Here is a 15,250-nt window from a genome sequence, read left to right as displayed (position 1 = left end):
TCGGGAGCGGGGCGCGCCCGGTAACGGCTGTCAGTGTCGACAGCAACGGGTGTCGCTACGACCCGCCGGGATCCTCGTCCTGTACCTCCACGATCCGGGACTGGTCGACGTACTCGATCTCCCCGCCCAGACGAAGCTGGATCGTTCGTCCGGGCAGGTCAGGGTCGTCGTCGTCGGTCGGCTCCTCCGGAACCGAGACGGCGGTTACGCCACCGACCGAGACGTCCCGGCGCTGGATCGGGTCGTCCTCGTATTCGATCGTCTCCCAGGTCTCGAGATCGAAGTCGTCGATCTCCTCGCCGAAGTACTCCTCGGGCTCCTTGTCGACCGTGTCCTCGGTCTGGGACTCGCCGGTCGTCCGGTTGTCGTCGAACTGAACCTCCTCGTGTTTGTACTGTTTGAGATGAATCAGCATACCTCGACACACCACAAACACGTAGTTAACGGTTGGAGTGGAAGGAGCAACCCGTTAATCAGTGACGTCGCTCCGCCGACGGGTCGGTTCGGGCCGACGACGGTCGCTCCTGCGGCGATCGGTAGCTCGAAAGGGCCCTCGAGCGTCTTCCCGAGTATGGACGTCCAGCCAGACCTCCACGTCACGGTCGGCGACCGCGAACTGACCGCAACCTGGGTCGACGGCGCGCCCGAAACACGGATCGCACTCCAGGACGCCCTCCCCGTCTCCGGCGACGCGACCCGCTGGGGTGACGAACTGTACATTTCGGCGTCGCTCGACGCTCCGCTCGAGGGCGGCCAGGAGGTCGTCCCCGAGGGGGCAATCGCCTACTGGCCTGCGGGCGAGAAACTGTGTCTGTTCTGGGGGCCGACACCGGCGAGCGTCGACGACGAGCCCCGCGCTGCCGCAGCCGTCACCGTCGTCGCCCGACTCGAGGAGACGGCACCACTCGCGGATCTCGACGGCGGTGCCGAGTTGCGCCTCGAGCGTGCCGACGAACCGTAACTCGAGCGAACACGTCAGACGCGTATCTTTTTGCGGATCGACCGCGTAGCGAACCGTATGTCCCTCGAACACCGCCGGCCGGTCGCGAACGCCGACCAGCCGGATCTCGGCTTCCAGGCCGCGTTCGGCTTCTATCTCGGCCTCGTCGCCGGCGGCCTCGTCGCCCTCGCCGGGCTGGCAGCCGACGTGACGACCGCGACGATGCTCGGCACGATTCCGACCGTCGTCACCGCCGTCACGCTTATCGGTCACGTCCTCGCGAAGCGCTCCCACGGCCTTCCCGAGCGGATCGGCCGTCGCCGTCGTCTGCGACTTGCCTGCTATCTGCCGGCCGTCGCCTTCGCCGCGGCGGCTGTCGCGCCGAGCGTGACCCCGCTCGGCTCCGACGCGCGGTATCTCGCGGTGACGGTTCTCCTGACGCTGGTAGTCGGCGCCACCGCCTTCGGACTCGCGAGCCTGTGCCGAAACCGGTTCGTCCGGGCCGTTACCCCCGACGAGCCGGCGGCAACGTGGGCCTATCGACCGGCGGGGCTGCTCCACGCGGGAGGCGTTCTGATCGCACTGTCACTGGCGTTCGTCTTCGTGGCCGGTGTCGCGAGTATCGCCACCGGAAGCCTACGCGGGCTGTTCTGGATCGCGTTCGGCGCCACCATGTTCATCTGGACGTGGGTCGTCGGCAAGGGTGACGACAACGGCAAGAAGTACTACGGCAACCGATTCTCGCTCGACGTGGATTCAGAGTTCCAGCAGGGAGAACTGCGCGCACACGAACGCGGTGTTCGACACGACCAGGGCCGCTCGAGAAGGCTGATTCCCTGGGAGAAGATCTCCGACGTTCGGCTCACGGAGGATGAACTCGTCCTCGAGCGGCGGTTCCGGAACCTCCGCTGTGATCGCGACGCAATCGACGACCCCGAGTCGGTGTACGAAGCGCTCGAAGCGATCCGTCCCGCCGACGAGCCGCGGCGGCACTGATCGAGACGTCAGACGGATTGCTGTACCGACGTCCCGGCGCACCCGCCGCACGAGTCGCGGTTACGCCGGTACTGACGTACAGTGAACCGTATCAGTGCTCCCGGGCTGTCGCTCCGAGGATACTTCGGCACTGGTGGCCGGCCGAGGAGTATTAAAAGCCGTTACGTGATCAAAGCGTACCCTCATTGAAGTACGGTGAGTCCGTTCGAACGATGAAGTCGAATGACAATGAGTCCCATACGTTGAGCTCTTCTCCGCCGAAGTCGGACGCTTCCATCGACTCGCAATCCGGTCTCCGCTACAGAGCCTGGTACCAGCGTGGCACCGAGACGCCAGTCACCGCCGTAGTCAAGGCCGTCGCGTGTGCGAGTCAGGTCGATGCGACCGAACTCGAACCGTTGTACACCGCTATCGACCCGAGCGCGCTAAACGCGTTGTTCGAGCGATCCGGGTCGCGGTCGACGAGGGACTGGGAGCTCACGTTCCGGTACGCCGAACACACCGTCACGATCGCCTCGACGGGTGAGATTACGGTTTATCAAGCAGTGTAAGTACCTCGGGGCTTGCTCCCGAGGCGATTTGACACGTAGTATACCAAGGTTAGATCTGTGAACCTTGATATTCGGTAGCAAAATGCACAACAATTGATAAGGACTCCCGCTGTAGGTCCGCATACCCAATGACTCTCTTTGGAGAGTTTTACGTTCCAGCCAAGTCGTTCGCCCTGTACGAAACGTTACAGGCACTTCCGGATCTCGTGATCGAGGTCGAGCGGGCCGCGGCGACCGACGAGATCATCACGCCGTACTTTTCGATCGCCGGCTGCCGGCCCGAGGAGTTCGAGCGGGCGGCCGAGAGGGACAGCTCGGTCGCCGAGCTACAGAAGATCGACAGTCTCAAAGGTCAAGCGCTGTACCGCGCGGACTGGGTCGTCAACGTGGAGTCGATCATCTACGCCTACACGGCGATCGGATCGACGATTCTCGAGGCGTCGGCCCAGTACGATAGCTGGGAGCTCCGGATGCGGTTCAGCGACGAGGAGAGCCTCGATCGGTTCAGCGAGTACTGTTTCGAGCGCGGGATCCCGTTCGAACTCACCAAGCTCTATCATCAGGCGAACCCTCGATCGGAGGGAAGGTACGGACTCACACCGAAACAGCACAAGGCACTGGTCATGGCCTGGGAGATGGACTACTTCACATCATCGAAAGTGACTCTTGTCGACGTCGCCGAGCAACTGGATATCTCCGCGCAGGCGCTCTCGAAGCGGCTGAGCCGGGCGCACGATAGCCTGATCGAACATACGCTTATGGTTACACCACCAGGGGGCAGTGACGACGGGTAGCCGGCCCATATGTATTTAACGATCCGAACAACGAAACCACGACAGCTATACACATTCGAATCGATATCATTGTTCGATGGAGTCGACCTCGTGGCTCGACGACGTACTTTCGATTCTCGCCAGCAGTCGCCGCCGGACGATACTCGCCGTCGTCGACGATGCGGAGGGATGGATGTCGCTCTCGACGCTAGCAGCAGCCGTCTTCACTCACGAACGGAGCGGTCGGGCGGGCGCCCTATCGCCGTTTGCCATCAGAACCGTCGAGACGTCGATCCGTCACACGCACCTCCCGGTGTTGGTCGAGAACGGTATCGTCGAGTACGATCGGAATCGGAGCGCGGTCAGAGCCGCCGACATCGATCGGCTTAGTCCGCTTTTCGGGTTTATCCGTCGAATCGAAGCGGACGGTAAGCGGCCGTCGAACGTCGGCGAGAACCGGTTCCGATCGTAGCAGCCTCGGCCGCCGGCCGGCGAGTGGTCGAACCGGCTCGAGACCCGACTGGAATCGCCATCTCACTTGCCCCAGAACGGGTCCCGGCTGCGCTGTTTGTCGAGGTACATGTTCAGCGCCTCGAGCTCGTCGCCGGGGATCTCGCTCGAGAGCTCCTGTTCTAAGATCTTCGCGTGTTTCTCGGGGATCTCGATCCAGAGCTCGTCGTCCTCTTCGATCTGGCGGCCGACGGTGGGGCCGTCGATGGCGACCGAGACGCGGTTGCCCGCGCGGGCCTCGTCGACGTCCTCGCCCTGCTCCTGAATCCCCTTGACCTGGCCGACGCGTTCGGGCTCGTTGCCCTCGAACTTCACGACGTTCGCGTTGTTCTGGACCGTTCCGGAGTTGACCTCGACGCCGACGACCGCGGGATTGTTCTGACGGAAGGTGTGATCGGGCAGGATCCGGAAGCGCGCGGGACGGACGATGTTCTCGAGGATGGTGTCCTGCTGGGCGCGCTCGAGTTCGTCGACGAACTCCTCGTACTCCTCGATCAGCTGGTAGATGACCTCGTCGGTAAACACGCGGACGTCCTCGATCTCGGCGCGCTGTTCGGCGTCGCCGAGCACGTCGACGTTGAACCCGAGGATAACCTGCTCTTTCCCCTCCTCGGCCGTCGAGGCGACCGAGACGTCCCGCGGGGCGACGTCGCCGACCTCCGCGCGGACGATCGGCACCTCCGCCTCCTCTAAGGCGTCGGCCATCGCCTCGAGGCTACCGAGCGTGTCGGCCTTGACGACGACGCCGGTTTCCTCGGTGTCGACGGCGATACTCGCGAGTTCGTCCTCGACCTCCGCGACGACGTCCGCGCGGTCGCGGTCGCGGATGACGCGAACCGGAGCGCCCGCGATCGCGTCACCCAGGTCGGGCGCGGCGACCTTGATCCCGGTCGCGGCCGACACCTCGTCGACCTTCTCGAACCGGCTCTCGGTCCGGATCTCCTCGAGCGGTCGGGGCTGGAGCAGCGCGCGGACGTCGGTGACGATCGGCTCGTTCGTTCCGCCGACGACGATCGTATCGCTCGCCCGGAGCGTCCCGTCGTAGAGGACGAGATCGATCGTCTTCCCGAAGCCCTTCTCCTCTTTGACCTCGAGGACGGTGCCGACGCCGGGGCCGGTGACGTCGATCTCCATCTCCTCTTTCATGTAGCGCTGGGAGAGCCCCATCATCACCGCGAGCAGGTCCGGGACGCCCTCGCCGGTCATCGCCGAAACGGGGACGACGCCGACGTTGCGCTGGAAGTTCTGGACCCGCCAGTAGAGATCCGCGGAGAACCCCTCGTCCGAGAGGTTGCCGATGATCTCGTAGAGGCTCTCGTCGAGGCGCGAGCGCACGCGGTCCGATTGGGCCTCGTAGGTTGCGTTGATCGGCGAGTCCTCGTTTGCGTTCCAGCCCGGGACGGTGTCGATCTTGTTCGCGGCGACGATAAACGGCGTCTGGGAGCGCTGGAGGATGTCCAGCGCCTCGAGCGTCTGGGGCTGGAACCCGTCGTTGACGTCTACCACCAGGATCGCGATATCGGCCAGCGCCCCGCCGCGCGAGCGCAGCGTCGTAAAGGAGTGATGGCCCGGCGTGTCGATGAACAGCAGGCCGGGCAGGTCGAAGTCGTCGGGGTCGACGAGTTCGCCCGCAATCGAGGAGATAACGTCGAGCGGAACCGCGGTCGCCCCGATGTGTTGGGTAATCGCGCCCGCTTCACCCTCGATGACCGCGGAGCCGCGGATCTTGTCGAGGAGACTGGTCTTGCCGTGATCGACGTGTCCGAGGACCGCGACGATCGGCGTTCGCAGAGATGTGGGGTCGTGTGTATCCGAATCAGACATGGTGACCACCCGAGAAGGTCTTGGGTAAACCGTCCGTAGGACGGTAGTTAAACCCATCGTCACGGCGCTCGGGTTTGTGGAACTCAGTGCTCGATCGGCCCGTGGAGTTTAATAGCAACTAGTAAGTACGGGGTAGCATGAGCGAAGTGCTCGCCGAGAACCTCTCGGGGAAGTCCGTCATGGGGTCTGACGGGACGGAACTGGGAATGCTCTACAACATCACGACCGAGATCAAATCGGGGACCCTCCACGACCTCGTTATCGAACCGAACGACGAACTACCGAACCAGACGATCGACTTCGATACCGACGACGACGGCCGGTTCCGCGTGCCCATCAACCGCGTCCGCGCCGTGAAAGACTACATCGTCATTCAGCGCTAACCGTATGTACGTTCTCGACTCCTCGGCTTTTATCCACGACTATCACACGACCGAACAGATCGCGACGATTCCGCTCGTCCGCGAGGAGCTCAAAGACGAGAGCGCCTATCGCTACGACGCGATGGAGGGCTCGGGGATGCACATCCACATCCCCAACGAGGATACGACCGAGAAGGTCAGCCGCGCGGCGAGCGAATCGGGCGACCTCGAGGTCCTCTCGGACACCGACGTCAGACTCGTCGCGGCCAGCTTCGAGCTCGACGCGACCCTCGTCACCGACGACTACGCGATGCAAAACGTCGCCGAAAAGCTGAACGTCGACGTCGAGGTGATCGCCCGGGACGGGATCGAAGAACAGCGTAGCTGGCGGTTCCAGTGTCAGGGCTGCGGACGGGAGTTCGACGAGGAGAAAGAGCGCTGCCCGATCTGCGGGTCGGGACTGGCGCGCAAGAACCCGAACTAGAGGACCAGGATAATCATCTGGATCGCGTTGTACGCGCCGTGGACCAGCGCCGGTACCACCAGGTTTTCGGTCCGTTCGTAGATGAACCCGAGCACGAGCGAGAGTCCGAACAGCACGACCAGACTCGCGAGAACCTGACCGGGCCCCGCGGTCGCGTACGCGACGACGTGAACCCCCGCGAAGATGACGCTCGAGACGGCGATGGCACCGTACCGCGAGAACGTCTCGTACAGCGACTTCTGGATGACGTTTCGGTAGAGCAGCTCCTCGAAGGGACCGACCACTAGCAACATCCCGGGGACGATCACCATCAGCAGCTCGGGATTCTGTTCGACCTGCTGGGTCGTCCCGTGGTCGGCGGTGTCGACGCCGACGACGGTCATCGCGACCGAGATCGCGACCAGCGCGCCGAACAGCAGGATTAGCCCGCCGACCGTCCAGCCTACCGCTCGCAGGTTCGGCACCTCGAGGTCGAGAAACGACAGGTCGTACCCGCGAAGCGCCATAGTGAGCGCCGCGACGGAGCCGAGTCCAAGGGCCGTCGAGAGGTACTGGAGGAGCTGGCCCTGCATGCCTTCGGCCCCGAACAGGGGGGCGAGGAAGACGCTGACCAGCGCCATCGCGATCAGTCCGGCGAAGCCGACGACAGTCATCGTCGAGAACCGATACGTCCGCTCGATCAGTCCGCGCGCCGAGACGCCACGGTAGTCGGCGGCCGCAACGCCGATCGAGCCGCCGGCCGAGGCGAACGCCAGAAAGAGCAGCGAAACGGTTCCGTCGAGACCCGGAACGGCCGTCGATCCGGTGATCCCCTGGTTGAGCGCGTACCCGGTCAACAGCACGACACCCAAACTGGAGCCCGCGGCGAGGGCGGCGCCGGGTACCACGCCCAGCGCGCCGTGACGGCGAGCGAGGAAGGCGACGACGGAGACGACCGCGAGCGCCCCCGCCAGCTGGACGAACGGATCCCCGATCCCGTCGCGGACGGGAGCGAGGACGGCGACCATGGCGACGACTGCGGGAACGACCCCGAGCGACGGGACGAGCGAGTCGTCGGTCCCGCTCCCGTCGCTGGAGCGTGCTGTCTCGTTCATATCCGTGCATTCGATCGCGTACTCATAGGGGCTCCGCAATCGATCATCGGAACCGCTGCGCGATCGCACCGATCGAACGAAGAGTTAACAACCAGGATACAGAACGCACGCCCATGAAGCGTGAGAGCATACCGCGACCGAAACGCCGCGTCGATCGACGACCGGTAGCGGTTACCTGCCGACCCGCCTCCGCCGGGGATGCTCGCGAGTCTCGAGGCGGGAGCGAACTCGTGCGGTGAGCGAGATGAGCTTCATCGCCGAGTACTCGCTGTCGAACCACCCGATCATGCGAATCGCACGCCGCCGGGTGCCCGAGGTGACGATCGAGGTCGAAGACGAGCAGTCGGATCGTCACGACGGCTCCCACCTCATCTTTCGAGCGAGCGGCGCGACGGAAGCACTCGAGCGGTTCTTCGAGGCGCTGGCGGACGATCGATCGGTCGACGAGTTCGAACGGCTCTCGACGGTCTCCGAGCGGTGTCTCTTTCGCGTTCGGCTCGCCCCCGAAGGGGAGCGAGGGATGACCTACGCCGACGCCTTCGAACTCGGCATTACGTTTCTCGACATCGAACTGCGAGCGGAGTCAGTTCGATATCGGGCGCACTTTCCGAGCCGCGAGGCGCTGGCGGCCTACCGGGAGCGCTGCGACGAGCGGGAGTTGGCGTTTTCGCTGCGCCGGCTCTACCGGAGCGAGGACGATGCGGCCGAGCGATACGACCTCACGCCTCGCCAGGCCGATGTCCTGCGTCGCGCGCTGGAACGGGGGTACTTCGACGTCCCCCGGAAGGTTTCTGCCGAGGAGCTGGCCGAGGAGTTCGAGATCTCGAGCCAGGCGCTCTCGGCACTGCTCCGGCGCGGCCAGCGGACGATCCTGCGGGACGCGTTCGACGACGAGGAGTAGGAACGACTGTCGGTCAGGGTTACCGCTCCACGCGGAGCTCGGTCTTCTCCGCGACGGCGTCGGCCTCCTCGAACTCGCCACCGCCGAGCAGGCCGCGGGTCGCGTTCTTCGCCCACTCCACGGCGGGCTGTTCGAACGTGTTGACGCCGTAGAGTTCGCCCGCGAGCACGCAGGCCGCCTCCATCCCGTACAGCAAGCCGCCGAGTTCGTACTCGTCGACCCGCTCGAGTTCGATCCGGACGTTCGGCCGGCCCGCAGCGGCGAGGCTGGCCTCCGTCGCCTCGAACTCCGCGTCGAGTAGTTCGCCGAGCGTCGCGTCGCCGAGGTAGGCCAGATCGTCGACCTCGGTTCCGGGGATCGATCGATCCTCGCCCTCTCGAGGGGTGACGAACGTGACGACCTTGTCCCGCGGTCCCGCGCGGTAGAGCTGAAGCTGGGAGTGTTGGTCCGTGACGCCCAGCGCCCGCAGGGGCGTCTGCCCGAGGTCGTCCTTCCCGAGACTCTCGGCCCACAGCTGGGCGAACCACTCGGAGTAGGTCTCGAGCGATTCGGCGTAGGGGACCATCGCGTTCATCCCCGCGCCGCGGGCGTCCAGCGCGTAGCTGGTCGCCCCGTAGGCGTAGGCCGGGCAGTCGAACAGCGAGCCCGACAGGGTGTCGGCCTCGGCGGCGGCGCCCTCGAGGAGGGCCTCGAGGTCGTGGCCACAGACCGCGGCGGCGACCATCCCGACGGCGGAGAGGGCCGAGAAGCGGCCCGGAACCCCGTCGGGAACTTTCAGCGACGGCAGGTCGTGGCGCTCCGAGAGATCGCGGAGGGGGCCCGAGTCGCCCGTCGTCACGATCGTTCGCTCGGTCCAGTCGACGCCCGCGTCCTCGAACGCCTCCCGGACGACGAGGAAGTTCGCCAGCGTCTCAGCCGTGGTCCCGGACCGGGAGACGACGTTGATCGCGGTGTTCTCGAGGGAGAGGGCCTCGAGACGGGCAGAGACCCACGCGGGATCGACGTTGTCGAGGTAGACGGTCTCGGTGTCGGAGTCGAGCGCCCCGGTGATCGTCGCCGCGCCCAGCGCGCTGCCACCGATGCCGACCGTGATCAGCGCCTCGGCGTCGGCGACGGGCTCGACGGCTCGTCGGATCTCGTCGGGATCGGTTCGCTCGTTGAGGTTCAGCGCCTCGTAGCCGTGTTCCCCGTTTGCCATCCCGACCTCGATGCGTTCGTGTGCGTCGGCGACCTGCTCGTCCAGGCGCTCGAGCGAGTCTCGAGAGACGCCCGGCGAAGCGACCGACGCGAGCGCGTTGCCGATATCGACGTCCATGCTCGTGAGGGCACCCGCCTGCGGTAAAGTCGTTCCGTCACGCGGTAGCGGTCGACGAGCCTCAGGCGAACAGCAGGAGAGCGGAGACCGCGATCGGCGCCAGTGCCAGCAGGACGAACGCGTATCGCCAGGTTCCGTACGGTGGCTCATCGGTCACCCCGTCCCGCCGGTTCCGTTCGTACGCCACCCACGCCTCGTCGACGGCGAACGCGGTCGCGCCGTCCCGCTCTCGCTCCGCCACGGCGGACGCGACGCGGCCCCGACGATGGCCGTCTACTCGGTAGCGCCGAGTTGGGCGAGTAGCGCTTCCGAATCGAAGTAGGTACGATCCTCGACGATCCGTCCGCCGTCGATCGTCAGTGTTGCCATCCCGGCAACTTCGACCGTCCGACCCGTCGGTTCGATGCCGTCGAACGCCGCTTCGTGCGTTCCGGTCCACGTAAACTCGTGCATGATCATCTCGTCGCCGACGAGCGCCGCGTCCGTCTCCACCGTTCCGTCGGGAAAGGCGGACTCCTGTTCGCGGAGGAACTCCTCGAGGGCGTCCCGTCCGTGAACCTCGTCGAGCGGGGAGTGGAACGAGATTGACTCGGCGACGACGTCCAGTTTCGAGTGGTCACCGCTCCACAGTTTATCGTACTGCTCGAGGAGCCGTTCCGCGTCTTGGATCGTGGCTTCTGACATGGTTCGTTTACCCGTGTTCGCCACGAAACTCGGAATCATAGCGTCACCTCGTGACCAAGTGCCACGACGTGGGCGAGAGCAGACGGTGAGCGCGTCACGTCAGGGTGTGTTCTCCCCGACGAGCGACGGATTCGCTCCGATCCGAAACCCCAAAACCCGCCACGCACCTACGAGCCCCCATGACCGAACAGACGGGCACGTACGTCGTCACGCACGCCGAAGCGGAGTCGGCCGTCGTCCGCGACGTCGAGACCGCACAGGTACACACGCTGTCGTCGAACCCCGGCGTCGAGGTCCACGACGTCCTCGAGGCCACCGTCGCGCCCGAACCGCCACTGGAGGTCGCCTGGGAGGTCGTCGACGTCGCCGATCGGCGGACGATCGAGCTGGTCGACAGCGACCTCGAGCCGACCCGCCACGAGAAGGAGCTCGCGGCCGACGCCGAGATCGGCGAGCTGATCCAGGAGGAGCGGGCGGGAACCGGCGAGATCCACGTCTTCAACCTCGAGGGCGAGATCGAAGCTGCAGCGCAGGACGTCCTCGAGGACGAGGAGACGGTCGCTCGAGCGGCCCGGCTCGAGGCGGTCCGCGTCGAGGTGCGTCGGTCGGCCGAGGACGGTGTGTTGAGCGTTCGGTACCTCCCGGACTAGCTGCTCGGGCCGCCCTTGCTCTGGACCCGCCAGCTCCCCTGGACGCCACAGGCCTCGCGGACGTCGTACTCGATCTCGGTGTCGTCGACGATCCGCGAGCCGCCCTCGACGTCTTCGACCCGTAGCGGGACGTCGAGCGTGTTACCACAGCAGCCGACGCCGACGAACTCCTCCCAGACGTCGCCCGGCTCTGCGGTGTCACGGGTCTTCCGGAGGAACGCCCGGAACGAGGGTTTCTCGACCTGAAACCGCCCCCACTCGGAGAGATCCGCGGGGTAGGAGACGATCACTCGCTCGGCGAAGGCGTCCCGGGCGGCGTCGGCCGGCTCGTCTATCATCGTCGACGCTTCGGGTTTCTCTGCGGTCATACCCCGATCTACGGGCTCGAGCGGTTTTAGCTCGTCGTCGAAGTGCGGTTATTCTCACTGGCAGTTGGCACAGAAATTAGGAAGGCTTACACGGCCCGACTGCCAGGTGGATGGTATATGGGGTATTTCGACGTACCGGAGATCGATTACACCCGGTACAGCGACCGCCAGCTGGCGGCGGTACCGCTTGCGGTTCTTGGGGTCGCACTGCTCGTTCTCGTCGGGTCGTTTCTGCTGTTCGGAACGCCAGTCCAGCTCGGGATGGACTTCGCCGGCGGAACGGAGCTGACGGTCCAGACGACCGCATCGGAGGGTGAGATTCCGGAGGCGTTCGACGAGGAGCCCGAATCCGTCCAGTCGGTCGCCTCGGAGGAGAACCAGTACATCGTCCAGTTCGCCTCGACGAATCAGGAGGCGTTGAGCGAGCAGGCCGAGGCGAACTTACAGCCCGACGGCGACGCCGCGGTCATCCAGCAGGTGTCGTCGACGTCGGCGAGCTTCGGCGAGCAGACCCAGCAGACCGCGCTGCTGGGGATCGCCGTCGCCTTCCTCGGGATGAGCGTGCTCGCGTTCATCCTGTTTCGAACGTTCGTTCCATCGATCGCGATCGTCGTCTCGGCGTTTTCGGACATCGTGATTCCGCTGGCGTTCATGTCGATCGTCGGCATCCCGCTCTCGCTGGGGACGGTCGCCGCGCTGTTGATGCTGATCGGGTACTCCGTGGACTCGGACATCCTGTTGAACAACCACGTCCTGCGTCGGGGCGGTGACTTCTACGAGAGCACCCACCGGGCGATGCGAACCGGGGTGACGATGACCGTTACGTCGATGATGGCGATGCTCGTGATGGGGATCGCCGCGTGGCTGTTCGGCGTCGAGTTGCTGTCGTCGATCGGCATCATCCTCTTCGTCGGCCTCGCCGCGGACCTGATGAACACGTACATGCTGAACCTGAGCCTGCTTCGATGGTACATGTTCCACGGGGTGGCGCGATGAACCCGATCGCGTTCGTCAAAGAGTACTGGCGGATCCTCCTGCTGGTGCTGTTCGTCAGCGTCGCGCTCGTCGCGCTGTTCGTCCCTGGCGGCGTGATGGACGACGACACCCTCGTCGAGGAGGAAGACGAGGAGTTCGACGAGGGGCCGACAAACCTCGAGTACGGCCTCGGCTTAGACGGCGGGACCCGAATTAGCGCGCCGCCGGTCGGCATGAGCGCCACCATTGACATCGATCCAGAACAGGAACGCGAGGTCGAGTCGACGCTTCAGGACGAACTCGAGATCGACGCCGCCGATGCGATCGTCCGCTACCACGAGGACGACAACCGCTTCACCGCCGAGGTGTTCGCCGAGGAGGTGACCGCCGCGGAGTTCGCCGCCGCCTTACAGGAGGCCGGCGTCGAAGTCGACGAGGGTGACGTCAGCGACGAGGTCACCCAGCAGACCCGCGACGAGATCATCCAGACGATCGAACTACGGATCAACGAGGCCGGGCTCTCGGGCGGCACCGCCTACCAGGAGGCGACCGTCGGCGACGGCTACTTCATCGTCACCGAGGTCCCCGGGATGAGCCCCGCCGAGCTTCGCGAGATGCTCACCGAGCGCGGCGACGTCCAGATCGTCGCCTACCACCCCGACGAAGATGGCAACCAGACCAACGAGACGGTCCTCCAGGGTGAGGAGTTCGCCAGCGTCGGCTCGGCGTCGTACAACGACCAGGAAGGGTACCACTACGTTCCCGTCACCGTCGACGACGCAGAGGACGGAGACGGCTCCAGTCCCGCAGCCGACTACCAGGAGGCGATGAACGAGTACGGCTTCACCGGGGAAGGGGTCGGCCAGTGTGCCATCCACGACCGCGAGACCGGCGAGTTCGACTTCGATCCCGACGCCCCGCAGTGGTGTCTGCTCACCGAGGTCGACGGCGAGGTCGTCGACGCCCACAGCATGAGTCCCGACCTGGGCGAGAGCATGGCTTCGGGTAACTGGGTGAACGATCCCGTCTTCCAGATGATCGTTCCGACCCAGCAGGACGCCCACAACCTCGCGGTCAACCTCCAGTCGGGCGCCCTGACCGCGCCGCTTGACTTCGAGCAAGAACAGACGTTCTCGCTCGAGCCCGCACTCGCCGATCAGTTCAAGACCTACTCGCTGCTGATCGGCGTCCTCTCCATACTGACGGTCAGCGGGATGGTCTACCTGCGCTACAACGACCGCCGCGTCGCCGCACCGATGATCCTCACGGCGCTCGCGGAGGTGATCATCCTGCTGGGCTTTGCGGCGCTGATACGTATGCCGCTGGACCTCTCTCACGTCGCCGGATTCATCGCCGTCGTCGGGACCGGGGTGGACGACCTCATCATCATCGCCGACGAGGTGATGGACGAGGGCGACGTCAGCTCCCAGCGTGTGTTCGAGTCACGCTTCCGCAAGGCGTTCTGGATCATCGGCGCCGCCGCCGCGACGACGATCATCGCGCTGTCGCCGCTGGCCGTGTTGAGTCTCGGCGACCTGCGCGGCTTTGCCATCATCACCATCCTCGGGGTGCTGATCGGCGTGCTCATCACCCGGCCCGCCTACGGGGACATCCTCCAGCGGCTGCTGACTGACAAGTAACTCGAGTCGACCGCTCGCCGCCTCGTTTTGCTCACTCGTCGCGACAGCGCGGACACCAGTCGACGCGTTCGCCGTCGCCGTGGGCGCGCACGAAGTCGAACGACACGGGATCGTCACACTGTGTGCAGATCGGCATCGGTGTACTCGCAACTGGAGCGCCTCTACAGGTAAGAGGCGGCTCCCTGCCACCGCAACCCGGATTCGCTCGAGACCATGTCACACCGAGTCTACGTCGGAACGACGTTCAGAACCCCGACGCTCTCGAGGACGAGCCAGACGACGAACACCCCGTACGAGCCGAGCAACAGCAGGCCTCCCGCTCCGAGAGCAGCATGTCGGTCCGGGCGATCGCGAAGAAGACGACCGTCGCGCCGGCCGCGAGGACGAGCAACCAAACGATCTCGAGCACGACGTATCAGCTACGACGCAGGTCGGGACCGCGCATAAAACGGCGACATGAAGCCGACAGGGATCGTTCCATCAGAACTGCTCGAGGCCCGTCTGCTTGGCGTCGGCGAGGACGTCCGCACAGGTCGACCACGACTCGCGGGCAAAGGGCGGCAGCTGGTCGTGGTCGGCGACGTAGGACTCAAGGAACTCCCGCGTGGTCGGATCGCTCGGGTAGCCGCTGCCGACCGGGCCGTACTCGTCGGCCAGCGCGGCCATCGAGGCATCGCGTTCCACCTTGGCGACGACGCTGGCCGCGCCGACGATCGGGTCCTCGTCGTCGGCGCCGTGTGCGGCCGTCAGTTCGAGCTCGAGGTCGCGCTCGGGCTCGCAGGCGTCGGCGACTCGCCGAGCGAACCGATCAGCGTCGGTGTCACAGGCGTCACAGCGCCCGGACGCCGATGAATCGGTGGAGAGGTCGGCGGCCTCGAGAACCCCGTCGATCGCCTCGGCGTGGGCCCTGACTGCCAGCGAGTTCATGTCGGTTTCGGGATCGTCGATCAGGGGAGGCGTGATCTCGCTGACGCCGACGGCGATTCGGTCGTCCTCGCGCAGGGTCGCGGCCAGCTCCTCGCGGCGCTCGGGTGCGAGGCGCTTCGAGTCCGCGATCCCATCCGGGAGTGCGTCGGGTTCCGGAACGTGGACGGCCGCGGCGAACATCGATCCCAGTGCGGGCCCCTTCCCCGCCTCGTCGACGCCGAATGGCATGGCTCGACGATCCGTCCCGACCCGCTAA

At 65.4% G+C, this 15,250-nt stretch carries 19 protein-coding genes and 1 pseudogene; 11 read left to right on the top strand and 9 right to left on the bottom strand.

Translation table 11 applies throughout. The annotated features are described in order from the left end of the window. Positions 1–55: 55 nt before the first annotated feature. A complete protein-coding gene (locus QA600_RS02475) occupies positions 56–415 on the bottom strand; it encodes a hypothetical protein (protein WP_278290371.1) in 360 nt (119 codons plus the stop codon). 156 nt (positions 416–571) lie between these two features. Between QA600_RS02475 and QA600_RS02470 the strand changes: the two genes are divergently transcribed. The 5 genes from QA600_RS02470 to QA600_RS02450 all read left to right on the top strand — a co-directional run bounded on the left by QA600_RS02470 (position 572) and on the right by QA600_RS02450 (position 3,732). After that, complete coding sequence (locus QA600_RS02470) at positions 572–961, top strand: cyclophilin-like family protein (RefSeq protein ID WP_278290370.1); 390 nt, start codon at positions 572–574, stop codon at positions 959–961. A gap of 57 nt (positions 962–1,018) precedes the next feature. Continuing rightward, a complete protein-coding gene (locus tag QA600_RS02465; RefSeq protein WP_278290369.1) occupies positions 1,019–1,936 on the top strand; it encodes a hypothetical protein in 918 nt (305 codons plus the stop codon). A gap of 242 nt (positions 1,937–2,178) precedes the next feature. Further along, the gene (locus QA600_RS02460) at positions 2,179–2,487 is read left to right on the top strand and encodes a HalOD1 output domain-containing protein (RefSeq protein ID WP_278290368.1); all 309 of its coding nucleotides are present in this window, start codon (positions 2,179–2,181) and stop codon (positions 2,485–2,487) included. Between the two features lie 128 nt (positions 2,488–2,615). Beyond that, a complete protein-coding gene (locus QA600_RS02455) occupies positions 2,616–3,281 on the top strand; it encodes a bacterio-opsin activator domain-containing protein (RefSeq protein WP_278290367.1) in 666 nt (221 codons plus the stop codon). Positions 3,282–3,357: 76 nt separating this feature from the next. Next, positions 3,358–3,732, top strand: a complete 375-nt coding sequence (locus QA600_RS02450; protein ID WP_278290366.1) for a hypothetical protein — start codon at positions 3,358–3,360, stop codon at positions 3,730–3,732. Between the two features lie 62 nt (positions 3,733–3,794). Here QA600_RS02450 and infB read toward each other — a convergent pair whose 3' ends face one another. Beyond that, complete coding sequence (infB, locus tag QA600_RS02445; protein WP_278290365.1) at positions 3,795–5,594, bottom strand: translation initiation factor IF-2; 1,800 nt, start codon at positions 5,592–5,594, stop codon at positions 3,795–3,797. Between the two features lie 137 nt (positions 5,595–5,731). Between infB and QA600_RS02440 the strand changes: the two genes are divergently transcribed. Together QA600_RS02440 and QA600_RS02435 are read left to right on the top strand one after the other, a co-directional pair. Next, positions 5,732–5,977 (top strand): PRC-barrel domain-containing protein, encoded by a 246-nt coding sequence (locus QA600_RS02440; protein ID WP_005554042.1) that lies wholly within the window; start codon positions 5,732–5,734, stop codon positions 5,975–5,977. A gap of 4 nt (positions 5,978–5,981) precedes the next feature. Next, positions 5,982–6,440 (top strand): NOB1 family endonuclease, encoded by a 459-nt coding sequence (locus QA600_RS02435; protein WP_005554043.1) that lies wholly within the window; start codon positions 5,982–5,984, stop codon positions 6,438–6,440. On the opposite strand, the gene QA600_RS02430 is transcribed toward QA600_RS02435, so the two are convergent. Continuing rightward, on the bottom strand, positions 6,437–7,534 hold the full coding sequence (locus QA600_RS02430; protein ID WP_278290364.1) for a type II CAAX endopeptidase family protein: 1,098 nt from the start codon (positions 7,532–7,534) through the stop codon (positions 6,437–6,439). The two genes, QA600_RS02435 and QA600_RS02430, sit on opposite strands and share 4 nt — an antisense overlap. A 244-nt stretch (positions 7,535–7,778) precedes the next feature. Here QA600_RS02430 and QA600_RS02425 point away from each other — a divergent pair, with 244 nt between their 5' ends. Continuing rightward, entirely contained in the window at positions 7,779–8,435 is a 657-nt protein-coding gene (locus tag QA600_RS02425; RefSeq protein ID WP_278290363.1) for a helix-turn-helix domain-containing protein, read from the top strand. Between the two features lie 19 nt (positions 8,436–8,454). Here the strand turns inward: QA600_RS02425 and QA600_RS02420 are convergent, their stop codons facing one another. From QA600_RS02420 to QA600_RS02410, 3 genes are all read right to left on the bottom strand, one after another. Continuing rightward, positions 8,455–9,750 (bottom strand): glucose-6-phosphate isomerase, encoded by a 1,296-nt coding sequence (locus QA600_RS02420; protein ID WP_278290362.1) that lies wholly within the window; start codon positions 9,748–9,750, stop codon positions 8,455–8,457. Between the two features lie 61 nt (positions 9,751–9,811). Continuing rightward, positions 9,812–9,991 carry a hypothetical protein gene (locus tag QA600_RS02415; RefSeq protein WP_278290361.1) on the bottom strand — a complete coding sequence of 60 codons (180 nt, stop codon included), beginning with the start codon at positions 9,989–9,991 and terminating at the stop codon, positions 9,812–9,814. A gap of 32 nt (positions 9,992–10,023) precedes the next feature. Continuing rightward, a complete protein-coding gene (locus QA600_RS02410; protein WP_278290360.1) occupies positions 10,024–10,434 on the bottom strand; it encodes an ester cyclase in 411 nt (136 codons plus the stop codon). A 179-nt stretch (positions 10,435–10,613) separates the two neighbouring features. Here QA600_RS02410 and QA600_RS02405 point away from each other — a divergent pair, with 179 nt between their 5' ends. Then, entirely contained in the window at positions 10,614–11,084 is a 471-nt protein-coding gene (locus QA600_RS02405) for a DUF5812 family protein (RefSeq protein WP_278290359.1), read from the top strand. On the opposite strand, the gene QA600_RS02400 is transcribed toward QA600_RS02405, so the two are convergent. Next, complete coding sequence (locus QA600_RS02400) at positions 11,081–11,422, bottom strand: hypothetical protein (RefSeq protein WP_278290415.1); 342 nt, start codon at positions 11,420–11,422, stop codon at positions 11,081–11,083. The genes QA600_RS02405 and QA600_RS02400 overlap by 4 nt on opposite strands. A 147-nt stretch (positions 11,423–11,569) precedes the next feature. On the opposite strand from QA600_RS02400, the gene secF reads away from it, so the two are divergent. After that, positions 11,570–12,448, top strand: a complete 879-nt coding sequence (secF, locus tag QA600_RS02395; protein WP_278290358.1) for a protein translocase subunit SecF — start codon at positions 11,570–11,572, stop codon at positions 12,446–12,448. Beyond that, positions 12,445–14,067: a preprotein translocase subunit SecD gene (locus QA600_RS02390; protein WP_278290357.1), complete on the top strand. Its 1,623-nt coding sequence runs from the start codon at positions 12,445–12,447 to the stop codon at positions 14,065–14,067. Before secF ends, QA600_RS02390 begins: the two co-directional genes overlap by 4 nt. A gap of 227 nt (positions 14,068–14,294) precedes the next feature. Here QA600_RS02390 and QA600_RS02385 read toward each other — a convergent pair. Both QA600_RS02385 and rnhB read right to left on the bottom strand, forming a co-directional pair. Continuing rightward, positions 14,295–14,437 (bottom strand): annotated as a pseudogene (locus tag QA600_RS02385) (sodium:calcium antiporter); the annotation flags it as partial. A 110-nt stretch (positions 14,438–14,547) separates the two neighbouring features. Further along, positions 14,548–15,222, bottom strand: a complete 675-nt coding sequence (gene rnhB, locus QA600_RS02380; protein ID WP_278290356.1) for a ribonuclease HII — start codon at positions 15,220–15,222, stop codon at positions 14,548–14,550. Between the last annotated feature and the right edge of the window lie 28 nt (positions 15,223–15,250).

Origin of the sequence: Natronococcus sp. A-GB1 (assembly GCF_029688845.1) — an archaeon.
In the GTDB taxonomy this organism is placed as follows: domain Archaea; phylum Halobacteriota; class Halobacteria; order Halobacteriales; family Natrialbaceae; genus Natronococcus.
Note: the sequence above shows the minus strand (reverse complement) of the source record. Positions and strands in the feature narration are given on the sequence as shown.

What these genes read in the sequence shown, in the direction of transcription:
- QA600_RS02475 (WP_278290371.1), bottom strand. Translation starts at nt 415, where the DNA reads ATGCTGATTCATCTCAAACAGTACAAACACGAGGAGGTTCAGTTCGAC.
- QA600_RS02470 (WP_278290370.1), top strand. Translation starts at nt 572, where the DNA reads ATGGACGTCCAGCCAGACCTCCACGTCACGGTCGGCGACCGCGAACTG.
- QA600_RS02465 (WP_278290369.1), top strand. Translation starts at nt 1,019, where the DNA reads ATGTCCCTCGAACACCGCCGGCCGGTCGCGAACGCCGACCAGCCGGAT.
- QA600_RS02455 (WP_278290367.1), top strand. Translation starts at nt 2,616, where the DNA reads ATGACTCTCTTTGGAGAGTTTTACGTTCCAGCCAAGTCGTTCGCCCTG.
- QA600_RS02450 (WP_278290366.1), top strand. Translation starts at nt 3,358, where the DNA reads ATGGAGTCGACCTCGTGGCTCGACGACGTACTTTCGATTCTCGCCAGC.
- infB (WP_278290365.1), bottom strand. Translation starts at nt 5,594, where the DNA reads ATGTCTGATTCGGATACACACGACCCCACATCTCTGCGAACGCCGATC.
- QA600_RS02440 (WP_005554042.1), top strand. Translation starts at nt 5,732, where the DNA reads ATGAGCGAAGTGCTCGCCGAGAACCTCTCGGGGAAGTCCGTCATGGGG.
- QA600_RS02435 (WP_005554043.1), top strand. Translation starts at nt 5,982, where the DNA reads ATGTACGTTCTCGACTCCTCGGCTTTTATCCACGACTATCACACGACC.
- QA600_RS02430 (WP_278290364.1), bottom strand. Translation starts at nt 7,534, where the DNA reads ATGAACGAGACAGCACGCTCCAGCGACGGGAGCGGGACCGACGACTCG.
- QA600_RS02425 (WP_278290363.1), top strand. Translation starts at nt 7,779, where the DNA reads ATGAGCTTCATCGCCGAGTACTCGCTGTCGAACCACCCGATCATGCGA.
- QA600_RS02420 (WP_278290362.1), bottom strand. Translation starts at nt 9,750, where the DNA reads ATGGACGTCGATATCGGCAACGCGCTCGCGTCGGTCGCTTCGCCGGGC.
- QA600_RS02410 (WP_278290360.1), bottom strand. Translation starts at nt 10,434, where the DNA reads ATGTCAGAAGCCACGATCCAAGACGCGGAACGGCTCCTCGAGCAGTAC.
- QA600_RS02405 (WP_278290359.1), top strand. Translation starts at nt 10,614, where the DNA reads ATGACCGAACAGACGGGCACGTACGTCGTCACGCACGCCGAAGCGGAG.
- QA600_RS02400 (WP_278290415.1), bottom strand. Translation starts at nt 11,422, where the DNA reads ATGATAGACGAGCCGGCCGACGCCGCCCGGGACGCCTTCGCCGAGCGA.
- secF (WP_278290358.1), top strand. Translation starts at nt 11,570, where the DNA reads ATGGGGTATTTCGACGTACCGGAGATCGATTACACCCGGTACAGCGAC.
- QA600_RS02390 (WP_278290357.1), top strand. Translation starts at nt 12,445, where the DNA reads ATGAACCCGATCGCGTTCGTCAAAGAGTACTGGCGGATCCTCCTGCTG.
- rnhB (WP_278290356.1), bottom strand. Translation starts at nt 15,222, where the DNA reads ATGCCATTCGGCGTCGACGAGGCGGGGAAGGGGCCCGCACTGGGATCG.